Source organism: Escherichia sp. WS1451 (assembly GCF_046487365.1).
Lineage (GTDB): Bacteria > Pseudomonadota > Gammaproteobacteria > Enterobacterales > Enterobacteriaceae > Escherichia > Escherichia coli.
In genome coordinates this window covers 145,093-162,191 of sequence record NZ_JBJQJP010000006.1, presented here as the reverse complement: position 1 = coordinate 162,191, position 17,099 = coordinate 145,093, and the positions used below count along the sequence as shown (strand labels likewise).

Sequence of the window (17,099 nt, the reverse complement as noted above, 5' to 3'; positions counted from 1 at the left end):
CCTGGCGCATCCGACACCATGCGCCGATGCCTGATGCGACGCTTACCGCGTCTTATTATGCCTACCCACTGTTTTTACACCGATAATTTTTCCCCCACCTTTTTGCACTCATTCATATAAAAAATATATTCCCCCACGAAAACGATTGCTTTTTATCTTCAGATGAATAGAATGCGGCGGATTTTTTGGGTTTCAAACAGCAAAAAGGGGGAATTTCGTGTCGCAAGATAACAACTTTAGCCAGGGGCCAGTCCCGCAGTCGGCGCGGAAAGGGGTATTGGCATTGACGTTCGTCATGCTGGGATTAACCTTCTTTTCCGCCAGTATGTGGACCGGCGGCACTCTCGGAACCGGTCTTAGCTATCATGATTTCTTCCTCGCAGTCCTCATCGGTAATCTTCTCCTCGGTATTTACACTTCATTTCTTGGTTACATTGGCGCAAAAACCGGCCTGACCACTCATCTTCTTGCTCGCTTCTCTTTTGGTGTTAAAGGCTCATGGCTGCCTTCACTGCTACTGGGCGGAACTCAGGTTGGCTGGTTTGGCGTTGGCGTGGCGATGTTTGCTATTCCGGTGGGCAAGGCAACTGGGCTGGATATTAATTTGCTGATTGCCGTTTCCGGTTTACTGATGACCGTAACCGTCTTCTTTGGCATTTCGGCGCTGACGGTTCTTTCGGTGATTGCAGTTCCGGCTATCGCCTGTCTTGGCGGTTATTCCGTGTGGTTGGCCGTTAACGGCATGGGCGGCCTGGACGCATTAAAAGCGGTCGTTCCCGCACAACCGTTAGATTTCAATGTCGCGCTGGCGCTGGTTGTGGGGTCATTTATCAGTGCGGGCACGCTCACCGCTGACTTTGTCCGGTTTGGTCGTAATGCCAAACTGGCGGTGCTGGTGGCGATGGTGGCCTTTTTCCTCGGCAACTCGTTGATGTTTATTTTCGGTGCAGCGGGCGCGGCGGCACTGGGGATGGCGGATATCTCTGATGTGATGATTGCTCAGGGTCTGCTGCTGCCTGCGATTGTGGTGCTGGGGCTGAATATCTGGACCACCAACGATAACGCGCTCTATGCGTCGGGCTTAGGTTTCGCCAACATTACCGGGATGTCGAGCAAAACCCTTTCGGTAATCAACGGTATTATCGGTACGGTCTGCGCATTATGGCTGTATAACAATTTTGTCGGCTGGCTGACCTTCCTTTCGGCAGCTATTCCTCCGGTAGGGGGCGTGATCATCGCTGACTATCTGATGAACCGTCGCCGCTATGAGCACTTTGCGACCACGCGTATGATGAGTGTCAATTGGGTGGCGATTCTGGCGGTCGCCTTGGGGATTGCCGCAGGCCACTGGTTACCGGGAATTGTTCCGGTCAACGCGGTATTAGGTGGCGCGCTGAGCTATCTGATCCTTAACCCGATTTTGAATCGTAAAACGACAGCAGCAATGACGCATGTGGAGGCTAACAGTGTCGAATAACGCTTTACAAACAATTATTAACGCCCGGTTACCTGGCAAAGAGGGGCTGTGGCAGATTTATCTGCAGGACGGAAAAATCAGCGCCATTGATGCGCAATCCGGCGTGATGCCCATAACTGAAAACAGCCTGGATGCCGAACAAGGTTTAGTTATACCGCCGTTTGTGGAGCCGCATATTCACCTGGACACCACGCAAACCGCAGGACAACCGAACTGGAATCAGTCCGGCACGCTGTTTGAAGGCATTGAACGCTGGGCCGAGCGCAAAGCGTTATTAACCCATGACGATGTGAAACAACGCGCCTGGCAAACGCTGAAATGGCAGATTGCCAACGGCATTCAGCATGTGCGTACCCATGTCGATGTCTCCGACGCAACGCTGACTGCGTTGAAAGCGATGCTGGAAGTGAAACAGGAAGTTGCGCCGTGGATTGATCTGCAAATCGTCGCCTTCCCGCAGGAAGGGATTTTGTCGTATCCCAACGGTGAAGCGTTGCTGGAAGAGGCGTTACGCTTAGGGGCAGACGTAGTGGGGGCGATTCCGCATTTTGAATTTACCCGTGAATATGGCGTGGAGTCGCTGCATAAAACCTTCGCCCTGGCGCAAAAATACGACCGTCTCATCGATGTTCACTGTGATGAGATTGATGACGAACAGTCGCGCTTTGTTGAAACCGTTGCCGCCCTGGCGCACCGTGAAGGCATGGGCGCGCGAGTCACCGCCAGCCACACTACGGCAATGCACTCCTATAACGGGGCGTATACCTCGCGCCTGTTCCGCTTGCTGAAAATGTCCGGTATTAACTTTGTCGCCAACCCGCTGGTCAATATCCATCTGCAAGGACGTTTCGATACCTATCCAAAACGTCGCGGCATCACGCGCGTTAAAGAGATGCTGGAGTCCGGCATTAACGTCTGCTTTGGTCACGATGATGTCTTCGATCCGTGGTATCCGCTGGGAACGGCGAATATGCTGCAAGTGCTGCATATGGGGCTGCATGTTTGCCAGCTGATGGGCTACGGGCAGATTAACGATGGCCTGAATTTAATCACCCACCACAGTGCCAGGACGTTGAATTTGCAGGATTACGGCATTGCCGCCGGAAACAGCGCCAACCTGATTATCCTGCCGGCTGAAAATGGGTTTGACGCGCTGCGCCGTCAGGTTCCGGTGCGCTATTCGGTACGTGGCGGTAAGGTGATTGCCAGCACGCAACCGGCACAAACCACCGTGTATCTGGAGCAGCCGGAAGCCATCGATTACAAACGGTAATTTCCTCTGCGTTGAAGAGCCACTGACCTGTGTCAGTGGCTACCGTGATTCATGCCCGCCAACATCCGCACATTCTTCCAACGCCATGTGTAAAAATGCCTTCGCGGCGGCTGTCTGCCAGCTATTTTTCCGCCGCAACAAAACCGCCGTTCTCTCCAGTAACGGTGGGGCAAGGGATATAGCTTTAAGCCCGTCATGTTGTGTGGCAATCGCTGCTGGCAACAATGTGGAAAGGGAAGTGCGGCGAATCAGCTCCAGAACCGCGCTAATTGAGTTCGCCTCAATGACCACCTGTGGATGTAGCCCCGCTTTCTCGCAGTAGTGGTCAATTTGCTCTCTGGTGGCAAATTCCGCGCTGAGCAGGACCAGTTTTTCATCATGCAAGCGACTCAACGCCACCTGTTCACAGGCAGCCAGCGGATGATGTTGCGCCACGACTAACGCTAAACTTTCTGTCAGTAAAGGAATTGCCTCCAGCTCCGGCGAATGCACAGGCGCGAAGGCAATCCCAACGTCCAACTCGTCGCGACAAAGCAGATCTTCGATTTTCTCCTGCGACATTTCCTGTAGCTGGAGCGTGATGCCGGGGTAGCGCGCATAGAAATCCGCCATTAAAGGGCCGATAAAGTAGCTTGTAAAGGTGGGAGTGACGGCGATACGCAGCGATCCTCGCGTCAGATCGGCAACATCATGAATCGCCCGTTTACCCGCCCCCAGTTCCTGTAACGCCCGGCTGGCGTACTGTCGCCAGACTTCTCCTGCATCAGTGAGACGAATCGTTCGCCCGCTACGGTCAAACAGCGGCACGCCTAAACTCTCCTCTAACTGGCGAATCTGCTGGGAAAGCGCAGACTGGGAGACGTGCAACGCACTGGCGGCACGGGTAAAGCTGCCATGTTCAGCCACGGCAAGAAAGTAATTGATATGTCGAGAGAGCATTCGCCAACCTATAAGTAAATCCAATAGAACTCATCATAAATGAGACTTTTACCTTATGACAATCGGCGAGTAGTCTGCCTCTCATTCCAGAGACAGACAGAGGTTAACGGTGAAAGAGATTATTGATGGATTCCTTAAATTCCAGCGCGAGGCATTTCCGAAGCGGGAAGCCTTGTTTAAACAGCTGGCGACACAGCAAAGCCCGCGCACACTTTTTATCTCCTGCTCCGACAGCCGTCTGGTCCCTGAGCTGGTGACGCAACGTGAGCCTGGCGATCTGTTCGTTATTCGCAACGCGGGCAATATCGTCCCTTCCTACGGGCCGGAACCCGGTGGCGTTTCTGCTTCGGTGGAGTATGCCGTCGCTGCGCTTCGGGTATCTGACATTGTGATTTGCGGTCATTCCAACTGCGGCGCGATGACCTCCATTGCCAGCTGTCAGTGCATGGACCATATGCCTGCCGTTTCCCACTGGCTGCGTTATGCCGATTCAGCCCGCGTCGTTAATGAGGCGCGCCCGCATCCCGATTTACCGTCAAAAGCTGCGGCGATGGTACGTGAAAACGTCATTGCTCAGTTGGCTAATTTGCAAACTCATCCATCGGTGCGCCTGGCGCTAGAAGAGGGGCGGATCGCCCTGCACGGCTGGGTCTACGACATTGCAAGCGGCAGCATCGCAGCTTTTGACGGCGCAACCCGCCAGTTTGTGCCACTGGCCGCTAATCCTCGCGTTTGTGCCATACCGCTACGCCAACCGACCGCAGCGTAACCTTATTTTTAAACCATCAGGAGATCCACCATGATTCAGTCGCAAATTAACCGCAATATTCGTCTTGATCTTGCCGATGCCATTTTGCTCAGCAAAGCTAAAAAAGATCTCTCATTTGCCGAGATTGCCGACGGCACCGGTCTGGCAGAAGCCTTTGTAACCGCGGCTTTGCTGGGGCAGCAGGCGCTTCCTGCCGACGCCGCCCGCCTGGTCGGGGCGAAGCTGGATCTCGACGAAGACGCCATTCTACTGTTGCAGATGATTCCACTGCGTGGCTGCATTGATGACCGTATTCCAACCGACCCAACGATGTATCGTTTCTATGAAATGTTGCAGGTGTACGGCACAACCCTGAAAGCGTTGGTTCATGAGAAGTTTGGCGATGGCATTATCAGCGCGATTAACTTCAAACTCGACGTTAAGAAAGTGGCGGACCCGGAGGGTGGCGAACGTGCGGTCATCACCTTAGATGGTAAATATCTGCCGACCAAACCGTTCTGACAGCCATGCGCAACCATCAAAAGACGTTCACGATGCTGCTGGTTCTGGTGCTGATTGGTCTTAATATGCGACCACTGCTCACCTACGTCGGGCCACTGCTACCGCAATTGCGCCAGGCAAGCGGAATGAGCTTTAGCGTGGCTGCCCTGTTGACCGCTCTGCCGGTGGTTACCATGGGCGGGCTGGCGCTGGCCGGAAGCTGGCTTCATCAGCATGTCAGCGAACGTCGCAGCGTCGCCATCAGTTTGTTACTGATTGCCGTCGGTGCATTGATGCGTGAGCTTTACCCCCAAAGTGCGCTGCTGCTTAGCAGCGCACTGCTTGGTGGAGTGGGGATCGGCATCATTCAGGCAGTGATGCCTTCGGTAATTAAGCGGCGGTTTCAGCACCGTACGCCACTGGTGATGGGGCTGTGGTCCGCGGCTCTGATGGGCGGCGGTGGATTTGGTGCCGCCATTACGCCCTGGTTAGTTCAACATAGCGAAACCTGGTATCAAACACTCGCCTGGTGGGCGCTGCCTGCCGTTGTTGCGCTCTTTGCCTGGTGGTGGCAAAACGCCCGCGAGGTCGCCTCTTCTCACAAGACAACAACCACTCCGGTTCGCGTGGTATTTACTCCCCGCGCGTGGACGCTGGGTGTTTACTTCGGTCTGATTAACGGTGGTTACGCCAGCCTGATTGCCTGGTTACCCGCTTTCTATATTGAGATTGGTGCCAGCGCGCAGTACAGCGGTTCCTTGCTGGCATTGATGACACTTGGGCAAGCCGCTGGAGCTTTGCTGATGCCTGCTATGGCTCGCCATCAGGATCGGCGCAAACTTTTAATGCTGGCACTGGCGTTACAACTGGTGGGTTTCTGCGGCTTTATCTGGCTGCCGCTGCAATTGCCGGTATTGTGGGCAATGGTGTGTGGGTTAGGTCTGGGCGGCGCATTTCCGCTCTGTTTGCTGCTGGCGCTCGATCACTCTGCGCAACCGGCTATTGCTGGCAAACTGGTGGCGTTTATGCAGGGGATCGGTTTTATCATCGCCGGGCTTGCCCCGTGGTTTTCTGGTGTGCTGCGTAGTATCAGCGGCAATTACCTGATGGACTGGGCGTTTCATGTGCTGTGCGTCGTTGGGCTGATGATCATAACCCTGCGTTTTGCACCAGCACGTTTTCCGCAGCTGTGGGTCAAAGAGGCATGATGCGACGCTTGTTTCGCCAGATAATGGAAGAGTGAATTATTGTCGGATGTGCCCAATGGCGCATCCGACATTTATTTCAGTGCTTATTTAAACTGAAGGTTCAACTTTATAATCTTTGTAATAATAGTGCTTATCCCGCTCGTTTATTTCGCGAATAACCCGGCAAGGAACGCCAGCAGCCACGACGTTTGGTGGAATGTCTTTTATGACGACACTACCCGCGCCAATAACAGAATTATCCCCGATGGTGACGCCTGGATTAATGACCACATGACTTCCGATCCAGACGTTATTGCCAATCGTTATCGGAAAAGAGTACATCTCACCGTTTTTTCTCAATTCATGGTGTACAGGGTGTCCCGTAACGGAAAGAGTAACATTGGGTGCAATCAATACGTTATCACCGATCGTTACCGTGTAGTCGTCTACAATGGTTAAATTGAAATTTGCATAAAAATTGCGGCCTATATGGATGTTGGAACCGTAAGAGAAATAGACGGGTGGTTCTACCCAGGCATTTTCCCCTACCGTGGCAAACATTTCTTTAATCAGGCTTTCTCTTTTTTCAACTTCTGATGGATGCGAGTGATTAAACTCATACATTAACGTTTTCCCACGAAGTCTTTTTTCCGGTAAGCCTTCGCACATATCGGTAAATAGCTTGCCTGCTTTTATTCTTTCGGTCATTGGCATGTTCATTGCGAGCATTCCGTCCTGATATGTTGGTCGGATAAGGCGCTCGCGCCGCATCCGACATTGATTGCTTAAGCGACTTCATTCACCTGACGACGCAGTAGAGAAAGCGGGCCGGGGCCGCTAAGCGTGAACACGGAAATTAAGGTGAAGCCCAGCGCCACCAGACCCAGCACCAGATAAGCGCCCTGGAAACCGATGCTTTCATACATATTGCCCGCCAGTACAGACATAAAAATCATCGCCAGTTGCTTAAAGAAGCAGAAACAGACCAGATAAATCGTCGCTGAAAAACGCACTTCAAACTGGCTGGTAATATATTTAAAGCAGCCCACCAGCAGGAACGGTACTTCAAACATATGCAGCGTTTTCAGAATAACCACTTCCAGCGCTGAGGTGGCGAACGATGAGCCAATAATACGTACAGACATAATAGTGCCAGCCAGCAGTAGGGCGTTTTTCCCTCCGATGCGATTAATGATCAGTGGCGCAAAGAACATAATCGAGGCGTTAAGTAATTCGCCCATTGTCGTTACGTAGCCAAATACCCGCGTACCCTGTTCACCGGTAGCAAAGAACGAAGTAAAAAAATTAGCAAACTGTTGGTCAAAAACATCGTAGGTGCAGGAAACGCCGATAACATACAGTGACAAAAACCACAGTTTGGGCTGTCTGAACAGTTCCAGCGCCAGCTTAAGGCTAAATGCCGAATGGTTGGCACCTACCGCATTGGCAACCGTGGCGGAAGAGGGTGCATCCGTTTTGGCGAAAAAGAGCAAAACGGCGAGGATGAGTGCACAGCCAGAACCCAGCCAGAAAACAAACTGATTATTGATGGTGAACATGATACCGACAATCGAGGCACACAGCGCCCAGCCAACACAGCCAAACATCCGCGCGCGACCAAATTCGAAATTACTGCGACGGCTGACTTTCTCGATAAATGCCTCTACTGCTGGCGCACCGGCGTTAAAACAAAAGCCAAGATAAATACCACCAACAATCGATCCTACTAAAATGTTGTATTGTAACAGTGGCCCGAAGATAAAAATAAAGAACGGCGCAAACATCACTAACATGCCGGTAATAATCCACAGCAGGTATTTGCGCAGCCCGAGTTTGTCAGAAAGCAGACCAAACAGCGGTTGGAATAATAGCGAGAACAGAGAAATAGCAGCAAAAATAATACCCGTATCACTTTTGCTGATATGGTTGATGTCATGTAGCCATATCGGGAAAAACGGGAAGTAGGCTCCCATGATAAAAAAGTAAAAGAAAAAGAATAAACCGAACATCCAAAAGTTTGTGTTTTTTAAATAGTACATAATGGATTTCCTTACGCGAAATACGGGCAGACATGGCCTGCCCGGTTATTATTATTTTTGACACCAGACCAACTGGTAATGGTAGCGACCGGCGCTCAGCTGGAATTCCGCCGACACTGACGGGCTCCAGGAGTCGTCGCCACCAATCCCCATATGGAAACCGTCGATATTCAGCCATGTGCCTTCTTCCGCGTGCAGCAGATGGCGATGGCTGGTTTCCATCAGTTGTTGTTGGCTGTAGCGGCTGATGTTGAACTGGAAGTCGCCGCGCCACTGGTGTGGGCCATAATTCAATTCGCGCGTCCCGCAGCGCAGACCGTTTTCGCTCGGGAAGACGTACGGGGTATACATGTCTGACAATGGCAGATCCCAGCGGTCAAAACAGGCTGCAGTAAGGCGGTCGGGATAGTTTTCTTGCGGCCCTAGGCCGAGCCAGTTTACCCGCTCTGCGACCTGCGCCAGTTGGCAGGTCAGGCCAATCCGTGCCGGATGCGGTGTATCGCTCGCTACTTCAACATCAACGGTAATCGCCATTTGACCACTACCATCAATCCGGTAGGTTTTCCGGCTGATAAATAAGGTTTTTCCCTGATGCTGCCACGCGTGAGCGGTCGTAATCAGCACCGCGTCGGCAAGTGTATCTGCCGTGCACTGCAACAACGCTGCTTCGGCCTGGTAATGGCCCGCCGCCTTCCAGCGTTCGACCCAGGCGTTAGGGTCAATGCGGGTCGCTTCACTTACGCCAATGTCGTTATCCAGCGGTGCACGGGTGAACTGATCGCGCAGCGGCGTCAGCAGTTGTTTTTCATCGCCAATCCACATCTGTGAAAGAAAGCCTGACTGGCGGTTAAATTGCCAACGCTTATTATCCAGCTCGATGCAAAAATCCGTTTCGCTGGTGGTCAGTTGCGGGATGGCGTGGGGCGCGGAGGGGAGTGTCACGCTGAGGTTTGCCGCCAGACGCCACTGCTGCCAGGCGCTGATGTGTCCGGCTTCTGACCATGCGGTCGCGTTCGGTTGCACTACGCGTACTGTGAGCCAGAGTTGTCCGGCGCTCTCCGGCTGCGGTAGTCCAGGCAGTTCAATCAACTGCTTACCTTGCGGGCCAACATCCAGAGGCACTTCACCGCTTGCCAGCGGCTTGCCATCCAGCGCCACCATCCAGTGCAGGAGCTCGTTATCGCTATGACGGAACAGGTATTCGCTGGTCACTTCGATGGTTCGCCCGGATAAACGGAACTGGAAATACTGCTGTTGGTGTTTTGCTTCCGTCAGCGCCGGATGCGGCGTGCGGTCGGCAAAGACCAGACCGTTCATACAGAACTGGCGATCGTTCGGCGTATCGCCAAAATCACCGCCGTAAGCCGACCACGGGTTGCCGTTTTCATCATATTTAATCAGCGACTGATCCACCCAGTCCCAGACGAAGCCGCCCTGTAAACGGGGGTACTGACGAAACGCCTGCCAGTATTTAGCGAAGCCGCCAAGACTGTTACCCATCGCGTGGGCATATTCGCAAAGGATCAGCGGGCGCATTTCTCCAGGCAGCGAAAGCCATTTTTTGATGGACCATTTTGGCACAGCCGGGAAGGGCTGGTCTTCATCCACGCGCGCGTACATCGGGCAAATAATATCGGTTGCGGAGGTGTCGGCTCCGCCGCCTTCATACTGCACCGGGCGGGAAGGATCGACAGATTTGATCCAGCGATACAGCGCGTCGTGATTAGCGCCGTGGCCTGATTCATTCCCCAGCGACCAGATGATTACACTCGGGTGATTACGATCGCGCTGCACCATTCGCGTTACGCGTTCGCTCATCGCCGGTAGCCAGCGCGGATCATCGGTCAGACGATTCATTGGCACCATGCCGTGGGTTTCAATGTTGGCTTCATCCACCACATACAGGCCGTAGCGGTCGCATAGCGTGTACCACAGCGGATGGTTCGGATAATGCGAACAGCGCACGGCGTTAAAGTTGTTCTGCTTCATCAGCAGGATATCCTGCACCATCGTCTGCTCATCCATGACCTGACCATGCAGAGGATGATGCTCGTGACGGTTAACGCCGCGAATCAGCAACGGCTTGCCGTTCAGCAGCAGCAGACCATTTTCAATCCGCACCTCGCGGAAACCGACATCGCAGGCTTCTGCTTCAATCAGCGTGCCGTCGGTGGTGTGCAGTTCAACCACCGCACGATAGAGATTCGGGATTTCGGCGCTCCACAGTTTCGGGTTTTCGACGTTCAGACGTAGTGTGACGCGATCGGCATAACCACCACGCTCATCGATAATTTCACCGCCGAAAGGCGCGGTGCCGCTGGCGACCTGCGTTTCACCCTGCCACAAAGAAACCGTCACCCGCAGCTCATCGCGCAGCTCGCCATACATCTGAACTTCTGCCTCCAGTACCGCGCGGCTGAAATCATCATTAAAGCGAGTGGCAACATGGAAATCGCTGATTTGTGTGGTCGGTTTATGCAGCAACGAGACGTCACGGAAAATGCCGCTCATCCGCCACATATCCTGATCTTCCAGATAGCTACCGTCACTCCAGCGCAGCACCATCACCGCGAGGCGGTTTTCTCCGGCGCGTAAAAATGCGCTCAGGTCAAATTCAGACGGCAAACGGCTGTCCTGGCCGTAACCGACCCAGCGCCCGTTGCACCACAGATGAAACGCCGAGTTAACGCCATCAAAAATAATTCGCGTCTGGCCTTCCTGTAGCCAGCTTTCACCAACATTAAATGTGAGCGAGTAACAACATGTCGGATTCTCCGCGGGAACAAACGGCGGATTGACCGTAATGGGATAGGTCACGTTGGTGTAGATAGGCGCATCGTAACCGTGCATCTGCCAGTTTGAGGGGACGACGACAGTATCGGCCTCAGGAAGATCGCACTCCAGCCAGCTTTCCGGCACCGCTTCTGGTGCCGGAAACCAGGCAAAGCGCCATTCGCCATTCAGGCTGCGCAACTGTTGGGAAGGGCGATCGGTGCGGGCCTCTTCGCTATTACGCCAGCTGGCGAAAGGGGGATGTGCCGCAAGGCGATTAAGTTGGGTAACGCCAGGGTTTTCCCAGTCACGACGTTGTAATACGACGGCCAGTGAATCCGTAATCATAGTCATAGCTGTATCCTGTGTGAAATTGTTATCCGCTCACAATTTCACACAACATACGAGCCGGACGCATAAAGTGTAAAGCCTGGGGTGCCTAATGAGTGAGCTGACTCACATTAATTGCGTTGCGCTCACTGCCCGCTTTCCAGTCGGGAAATTTGTCGCGCCAGCTGCATTAAAGAATCTGCCAACGCCTGGGGTGAAGCGGTTTGCGTATTGGGCGGAAGGGTGGTTTTTCTTTTCACCAGTGAGACGGGCAACAGCTGATTGCCCTTCACCGCCTGGCCCTGAGAGAGTTGCAGCAAGCGGTCCACGCTGGTTTGCCCCAGCAGGCGAAAATCCTGTTTGATGGTGGTTAACGGCGGGATATAACACGAGCTGTCTTCGGTATCGTCGTATCCCACTACCGAGATATCCGCACCAACGCGCAGCCCGGACTCGGTAATGGCGCGCATTGCGCCCAGCGCCATCTGATCGTTGGCAACCAGCATCGCAGTGGGGACGATGCCCTCATTCAGCATTTGCATGGTTTGTTGAAAACCGGACATGGCACTCCAGTCGCCTTCCCGTTCCGCTATCGGCTGAATTTGATTGCGAGTGAGATATTTATGCCAGCCCGCCAGACGCAGACGCGCCGAGACAGAACTTAATGGGCCCGCTAACAGCGCGATTTGCTGGTGACCCAATGCGACCAGATGCTCCACGCCCAGTCGCGTACCGTCTTCATGGGAGAAAATAATACTGTTGATGGGAGTCTGGTCAGAGACATCAAGAAATAACGCCGGAACATTAGCGCAGGCTGCTTCCACAGCAGTGGCATCCTGGTCATCCAGCGGATAGTTAATGATCAGCCCACTGACGCGTTGCGCGAGAAGATTGTGCACCGCCGCTTTACAGGCTTCGACGCCGCTTCGTTCTACCATCGACACCACCACGCTGGCACCCAGTTGATCAGCGCGAGATTTAATCGCCGCGACAATTTGCGACGGCGCGTGCAGGGCCAGACTGGAAGTGGCAACGCCAATCAGCAACGACTGTTTGCCCGCCAGTTGTTGTGCCACGCGGTTGGGAATGTAATTCAGCTCCGCCATCGCCGCTTCCACTTTTTCCCGCGTTTTCGCAGAAACGTGGCTGGCCTGGTTCACCACGCGGGAAACGGTCTGATAAGAGACACCGGCATACTCTGCGACATCGTATAGCGTTACTGGTTTCACATTCACCACCCTGAATTGACTCTCTTCCGGGCGCTATCATGCCATACCACGAAAGGTTTTGCGCCATTCGATGGTGTCAGCGTAAATGCACGCCGCTTCGCCTTCCCGCTACCAGAATAGCCTGCGATTCAACCCCTTCTTCGATCTGTTTTGCCACCCGTTGCAGCGCCGGAAGATGCTTTTCCGCTGCCTGTTCGATGGTCATTGCGCTCGCCATATACACCAGATTCAGACAGCCAATCACCCGTTGTTCACTGCGCAGCGGTACGGCGATAGAGGCGATCTTCTCCTCCTGATCCCAGCCGCGGTAGTTCTGTCCGTACCCCTCTTTGCGCGCGCGCGCCAGAATGGCTTCCAGCTTTAACGGTTCTCGTGCCAGTTGATAGTCATCACCGGGGCGGGAGGCTAACATCTCGATTAATTCCTTGCGTTCTTGTTCCGGGCAAAAGGCCAGCCAGGTCAGGCCCGAGGCGGTTTTCAGAAGCGGTAACCGTCGCCCGACCATTGCCCGGTGAAAAGATAAGCGGCTGAAACGATGGGTGGTTTCGCGTACCACCATTGCATCAACATCCAGGGTGGACACATCTGTCGGCCATACCACTTCGCGCAACAGATCGCCCAGCAGCGGGGCCGCCAGTGCAGAAATCCACTGTTCGTCACGAAATCCTTCGCTTAATTGCCGCACTTTGATGGTCAGACGAAAACTGTCATCGGAGGTACTGCGCCGGACATATCCCTCTTCCAGTAACGTCTCCAGCAGTCGCCGCACAGTGGTGCGATGCAGGCCGCTGAGTTCCGCCAGCAGCCCGACGCTGGCACCGCCATCAAGTTTATTTAACATATTTAATAACATTAGACCGCGGGTTAAGCCGCGCACGGTTTTGTATTCCGTCTGCTCATTGTTCTGCATATTAATTGACATTTATATAGTTAAAACAACGTTGTGCACCTGGTGCACATTCGGGCATGTTTTGATTGTAGCCGAAAACACCCTTCCTATACTGAGCGCACAATAAAAAATCATTTACATGTTTTTAACAAAATAAGTTGCGCTGTACTGTGCGCGCAACGGCATTTTGTCCGAGTCGTGAGGTACTGAAATGGCAATACAACACCCTGACATCCAGCCTGCTGTTAACCATAGCGTTCAGGTGGCGATCGCTGGTGCCGGTCCGGTCGGGCTGATGATGGCGAACTATCTCGGCCAGATGGGCATTGACGTGCTGGTGGTGGAGAAACTCGATAAGTTGATCGACTACCCGCGTGCGATTGGTATTGATGACGAGGCGCTGCGCACCATGCAGTCGGTCGGCCTGGTCGATAATGTTCTGCCGCACACTACGCCGTGGCACGCGATGCGTTTTCTCACCCCAAAAGGTCGCTGTTTTGCTGATATTCAGCCAATGACCGATGAATTTGGCTGGCCGCGCCGTAACGCCTTTATTCAGCCTCAGGTCGATGCGGTGATGCTGGAAGGATTGTCGCGTTTTCCGAATGTGCGCTGCCTGTTTTCCCGCGAGCTGGAGGCCTTCAGCCAGCAAGATGACGAAGTGACCTTGCACCTGAAAACGGAAGAAGGGCAGCGGGAAACGGTCAAAGCCCAGTGGCTGGTGGCCTGTGATGGTGGGGCAAGTTTTGTCCGTCGCACCCTGAATGTGCCGTTTGAAGGTAAAACTGCGCCAAATCAGTGGATTGTGGTAGATATCGCCAACGATCCGTTAAGTACGCCGCATATCTATTTGTGTTGTGATCCGGTGCGCCCGTATGTTTCCGCCGCGCTGCCTCATGCGGTACGTCGCTTTGAATTTATGGTGATGCCGGGAGAAACCGAAGAACAGCTGCGTGAGCCGCAAAATATGCGCAAGCTGTTAAGCAAAGTGCTGCCTAATCCGGACAATGTTGAATTGATTCGCCAGCGTGTCTACACCCACAACGCGCGACTGGCGCAACGTTTTCGTATTGATCGCGTACTGCTGGCGGGCGATGCCGCGCACATCATGCCGGTGTGGCAGGGGCAGGGCTATAACAGTGGTATGCGCGACGCCTTTAACCTCGCATGGAAACTGGCGTTGGTTATCCAGGGGAAAGCCCGCGATGCGCTGCTCGATACCTATCAACAAGAACGTCGCGATCACGCCAAAGCGATGATTGACCTGTCCGTGACGGCGGGCAACGTGCTGGCTCCGCCGAAACGCTGGCAGGGTACGTTACGTGACGGCGTTTCCTGGCTGCTGAATTATCTGCCGCCAGTAAAACGCTACTTCCTCGAAATGCGCTTCAAGCCGATGCCGCAATATTACGGCGGTGCGCTGGTGCGTGAGGGCGAAGCGAAGCACTCTCCGGTCGGCAAGATGTTTATTCAGCCGAAAGTCACGCTGGAAAACGGCGACGTGACGCTACTCGATAACGCGATCGGCGCGAACTTCGCGGTAATTGGCTGGGGATGCAATCCACTGTGGGGGATGAGCGACGAGCAAATCCAGCAGTGGCGCGCGTTGGGCACACGCTTCATTCAGGTGGTGCCGGAAGTGCAAATTCATACCGCACAGGATAACCACGACGGCGTACTACGCGTGGGGGATACGCAAGGTCGCCTGCGTAGCTGGTTCGCGCAACACAATGCTTCGCTGGTGGTGATGCGCCCGGATCGCTTTGTTGCCGCCACCGCCATTCCGCAAACCCTGGGCAAGACCCTGAATAAACTGGCGTCGGTGATGACGCTGACCCGCCCTGATGCCGACGTTTCTGTCGAAAAGGTAGCCTGATATGCACGCTTATCTTCACTGTCTTTCCCACTCGCCGCTGGTGGGATATGTCGACCCGGCGCAAGAGGTACTCGATGAGGTCAATGGCGTGATTGCCAGCGCCCGCGAGCGTATTGCGGCTTTCTCCCCTGAACTGGTGGTGCTGTTTGCGCCAGATCACTACAACGGCTTTTTCTATGACGTGATGCCACCGTTCTGTTTAGGCGTTGGAGCGACGGCAATTGGTGATTTCGGCAGTGCGGCAGGTGAGCTGCCCGTGCCTGTGGAGCTGGCGGAGGCCTGTGCGCATGCCGTCATGAAGAGCGGGATCGATCTTGCCGTTTCTTACTGTATGCAGGTGGACCACGGGTTCGCCCAGCCGCTGGAGTTCCTGCTCGGCGGGCTGGATAAGGTGCCAGTACTGCCGGTGTTCATCAACGGTGTCGCCACGCCGCTGCCCGGTTTCCAGCGTACCCGCATGTTGGGGGAAGCCATTGGACGTTTCACCAGTACTCTCAATAAACGCGTGCTGTTCCTGGGTTCCGGTGGGCTTTCCCATCAGCCGCCGGTGCCCGAACTGGCGAAAGCCGATGCCCATATGCGCGACCGTCTGTTGGGGAGCGGGAAAGATTTACCCGCCAGTGAGCGCGAATTGCGTCAGCAACGGGTGATTAGCGCCGCTGAGAAGTTTGTTGAGGATCAGAGAACGCTGCATCCGCTCAACCCGATTTGGGATAACCAGTTCATGACTTTGCTGGAGCAGGGACGCATACAGGAACTGGATGCCGTCAGTAACGAAGAGCTTTCCGCCATTGCCGGAAAGTCGACACATGAAATCAAAACCTGGGTCGCCGCTTTTGCCGCTATTTCTGCGTTTGGCAACTGGCGTAGCGAAGGGCGTTATTACCGCCCAATCCCGGAGTGGATTGCCGGATTTGGCTCGTTAAGCGCCAGAACAGAGAACTGAATATGCAGGAGAAGATGATGAGTTATCAGCCACAAACCGAAGCCGCCACCAGCCGTTTTCTGAATGTAGAAGAAGCGGGTAAAACGCTGCGCATCCATTTTAATGACTGCGGACAAGGCGACGAAACTGTTGTCCTGCTGCATGGTTCCGGCCCGGGTGCTACTGGCTGGGCGAACTTCAGCCGCAATATCGATCCGCTGGTAGAGGCGGGCTATCGGGTGATCCTGCTGGATTGTCCGGGTTGGGGTAAGAGCGATTCGATCGTTAATAGTGGTTCGCGATCGGATCTTAATGCGCGAATCCTGAAAAGCGTGGTGGATCAACTGGATATCGCCAAAATCCACCTGCTGGGCAACTCGATGGGTGGCCACAGTTCTGTGGCGTTCACTCTTAACTGGCCGGAGCGCGTCGGCAAACTGGTGCTGATGGGCGGCGGTACGGGCGGCATGAGTTTGTTTACGCCGATGCCAACCGAAGGTATTAAGCGACTGAATCAGCTTTATCGTCAGCCGACTATCGAAAACCTGAAGCTGATGATGGATATCTTCGTTTTTGATACCAGCGATTTGACCGACGCCCTGTTTGAAGCGCGCCTGAATAATATGCTGTCGCGCCGCGATCACCTGGAAAACTTCGTTAAGAGCCTGGAAGCCAATCCGAAACAGTTCCCGGATTTTGGCCCACGTCTGGCGGAAATCAAAGCGCAAACCCTGATTGTCTGGGGGCGCAACGACCGCTTTGTGCCGATGGATGCGGGTCTGCGTCTGCTGTCCGGCATTGTCGGTTCTGAACTGCATATCTTCCGCGACTGTGGTCACTGGGCGCAGTGGGAACATGCCGACGCTTTCAATCAACTGGTGCTGAATTTCCTCGCACGCCCTTAAGGAACGGTC

The 17,099-nt window shown here is 54.1% G+C and carries 14 protein-coding genes; 8 read left to right on the top strand and 6 right to left on the bottom strand.

Annotated features, from left to right (window positions below):
- Positions 1–217: 217 nt before the first annotated feature.
- Both codB and codA read left to right on the top strand, forming a co-directional pair.
- The gene (gene codB, locus ACJHX7_RS10565; protein WP_000076233.1) at positions 218–1,477 is read left to right on the top strand and encodes a cytosine permease; all 1,260 of its coding nucleotides are present in this window, start codon (positions 218–220) and stop codon (positions 1,475–1,477) included.
- Complete coding sequence (gene codA / locus ACJHX7_RS10560; RefSeq protein WP_012602187.1) at positions 1,467–2,750, top strand: cytosine/isoguanine deaminase; 1,284 nt, start codon at positions 1,467–1,469, stop codon at positions 2,748–2,750. Before codB ends, codA begins: the two co-directional genes overlap by 11 nt.
- A 39-nt stretch (positions 2,751–2,789) precedes the next feature.
- Here codA and cynR read toward each other — a convergent pair whose 3' ends face one another.
- Positions 2,790–3,689 carry a transcriptional regulator CynR gene (gene cynR / locus ACJHX7_RS10555; protein ID WP_094029748.1) on the bottom strand — a complete coding sequence of 300 codons (900 nt, stop codon included), beginning with the start codon at positions 3,687–3,689 and terminating at the stop codon, positions 2,790–2,792.
- A 109-nt stretch (positions 3,690–3,798) separates the two neighbouring features.
- On the opposite strand from cynR, the gene cynT reads away from it, so the two are divergent.
- Genes cynT through cynX form a run of 3 tightly spaced genes read left to right on the top strand, consistent with a single transcriptional unit; the run spans position 3,799 to position 6,146 of the window.
- Positions 3,799–4,458 carry a carbonic anhydrase CynT gene (cynT, locus tag ACJHX7_RS10550; protein WP_022645257.1) on the top strand — a complete coding sequence of 220 codons (660 nt, stop codon included), beginning with the start codon at positions 3,799–3,801 and terminating at the stop codon, positions 4,456–4,458.
- A gap of 30 nt (positions 4,459–4,488) precedes the next feature.
- Entirely contained in the window at positions 4,489–4,959 is a 471-nt protein-coding gene (gene cynS, locus ACJHX7_RS10545; RefSeq protein WP_000616241.1) for a cyanase, read from the top strand.
- 5 nt (positions 4,960–4,964) lie between these two features.
- Positions 4,965–6,146, top strand: a complete 1,182-nt coding sequence (gene cynX / locus ACJHX7_RS10540) for a cyanate transporter CynX (protein ID WP_410231567.1) — start codon at positions 4,965–4,967, stop codon at positions 6,144–6,146.
- A gap of 87 nt (positions 6,147–6,233) precedes the next feature.
- Here the strand turns inward: cynX and lacA are convergent, their stop codons facing one another.
- The 5 genes from lacA to ACJHX7_RS10515 all read right to left on the bottom strand — a co-directional run bounded on the left by lacA (position 6,234) and on the right by ACJHX7_RS10515 (position 13,405).
- Positions 6,234–6,845: a galactoside O-acetyltransferase gene (gene lacA / locus ACJHX7_RS10535; RefSeq protein ID WP_077516195.1), complete on the bottom strand. Its 612-nt coding sequence runs from the start codon at positions 6,843–6,845 to the stop codon at positions 6,234–6,236.
- A gap of 65 nt (positions 6,846–6,910) precedes the next feature.
- Entirely contained in the window at positions 6,911–8,164 is a 1,254-nt protein-coding gene (gene lacY, locus ACJHX7_RS10530; protein WP_000291549.1) for a lactose permease, read from the bottom strand.
- Between the two features lie 51 nt (positions 8,165–8,215).
- On the bottom strand, positions 8,216–11,290 hold the full coding sequence (lacZ, locus tag ACJHX7_RS10525; protein WP_410231565.1) for a beta-galactosidase: 3,075 nt from the start codon (positions 11,288–11,290) through the stop codon (positions 8,216–8,218).
- Between the two features lie 122 nt (positions 11,291–11,412).
- Positions 11,413–12,495, bottom strand: a complete 1,083-nt coding sequence (lacI, locus tag ACJHX7_RS10520) for a DNA-binding transcriptional repressor LacI (protein WP_094029745.1) — start codon at positions 12,493–12,495, stop codon at positions 11,413–11,415.
- 76 nt (positions 12,496–12,571) lie between these two features.
- Positions 12,572–13,405, bottom strand: a complete 834-nt coding sequence (locus tag ACJHX7_RS10515) for a DNA-binding transcriptional regulator (protein WP_001295813.1) — start codon at positions 13,403–13,405, stop codon at positions 12,572–12,574.
- Between the two features lie 190 nt (positions 13,406–13,595).
- On the opposite strand from ACJHX7_RS10515, the gene ACJHX7_RS10510 reads away from it, so the two are divergent.
- The 3 genes from ACJHX7_RS10510 to mhpC are packed head-to-tail and all read left to right on the top strand — an operon-like array spanning position 13,596 to position 17,090.
- Positions 13,596–15,260: a bifunctional 3-(3-hydroxy-phenyl)propionate/3-hydroxycinnamic acid hydroxylase gene (locus ACJHX7_RS10510; protein ID WP_001007420.1), complete on the top strand. Its 1,665-nt coding sequence runs from the start codon at positions 13,596–13,598 to the stop codon at positions 15,258–15,260.
- 1 nt (position 15,261) lies between these two features.
- Positions 15,262–16,206 (top strand): 2,3-dihydroxyphenylpropionate/2,3-dihydroxicinnamic acid 1,2-dioxygenase, encoded by a 945-nt coding sequence (mhpB, locus tag ACJHX7_RS10505; RefSeq protein WP_000543457.1) that lies wholly within the window; start codon positions 15,262–15,264, stop codon positions 16,204–16,206.
- Positions 16,207–16,223: 17 nt separating this feature from the next.
- On the top strand, positions 16,224–17,090 hold the full coding sequence (mhpC, locus tag ACJHX7_RS10500; protein ID WP_094029744.1) for a 2-hydroxy-6-oxonona-2,4-dienedioate hydrolase: 867 nt from the start codon (positions 16,224–16,226) through the stop codon (positions 17,088–17,090).
- Positions 17,091–17,099 lie beyond the last annotated feature (9 nt).

What these genes read in the sequence shown, in the direction of transcription:
- lacY (WP_000291549.1), bottom strand. Translation starts at nt 8,164, where the DNA reads ATGTACTATTTAAAAAACACAAACTTTTGGATGTTCGGTTTATTCTTT.
- cynX (WP_410231567.1), top strand. Translation starts at nt 4,965, where the DNA reads ATGCGCAACCATCAAAAGACGTTCACGATGCTGCTGGTTCTGGTGCTG.
- cynR (WP_094029748.1), bottom strand. Translation starts at nt 3,689, where the DNA reads ATGCTCTCTCGACATATCAATTACTTTCTTGCCGTGGCTGAACATGGC.
- lacA (WP_077516195.1), bottom strand. Translation starts at nt 6,845, where the DNA reads ATGAACATGCCAATGACCGAAAGAATAAAAGCAGGCAAGCTATTTACC.
- ACJHX7_RS10510 (WP_001007420.1), top strand. Translation starts at nt 13,596, where the DNA reads ATGGCAATACAACACCCTGACATCCAGCCTGCTGTTAACCATAGCGTT.
- cynS (WP_000616241.1), top strand. Translation starts at nt 4,489, where the DNA reads ATGATTCAGTCGCAAATTAACCGCAATATTCGTCTTGATCTTGCCGAT.
- mhpB (WP_000543457.1), top strand. Translation starts at nt 15,262, where the DNA reads ATGCACGCTTATCTTCACTGTCTTTCCCACTCGCCGCTGGTGGGATAT.
- lacZ (WP_410231565.1), bottom strand. Translation starts at nt 11,290, where the DNA reads ATGACTATGATTACGGATTCACTGGCCGTCGTATTACAACGTCGTGAC.
- ACJHX7_RS10515 (WP_001295813.1), bottom strand. Translation starts at nt 13,405, where the DNA reads ATGCAGAACAATGAGCAGACGGAATACAAAACCGTGCGCGGCTTAACC.
- mhpC (WP_094029744.1), top strand. Translation starts at nt 16,224, where the DNA reads ATGAGTTATCAGCCACAAACCGAAGCCGCCACCAGCCGTTTTCTGAAT.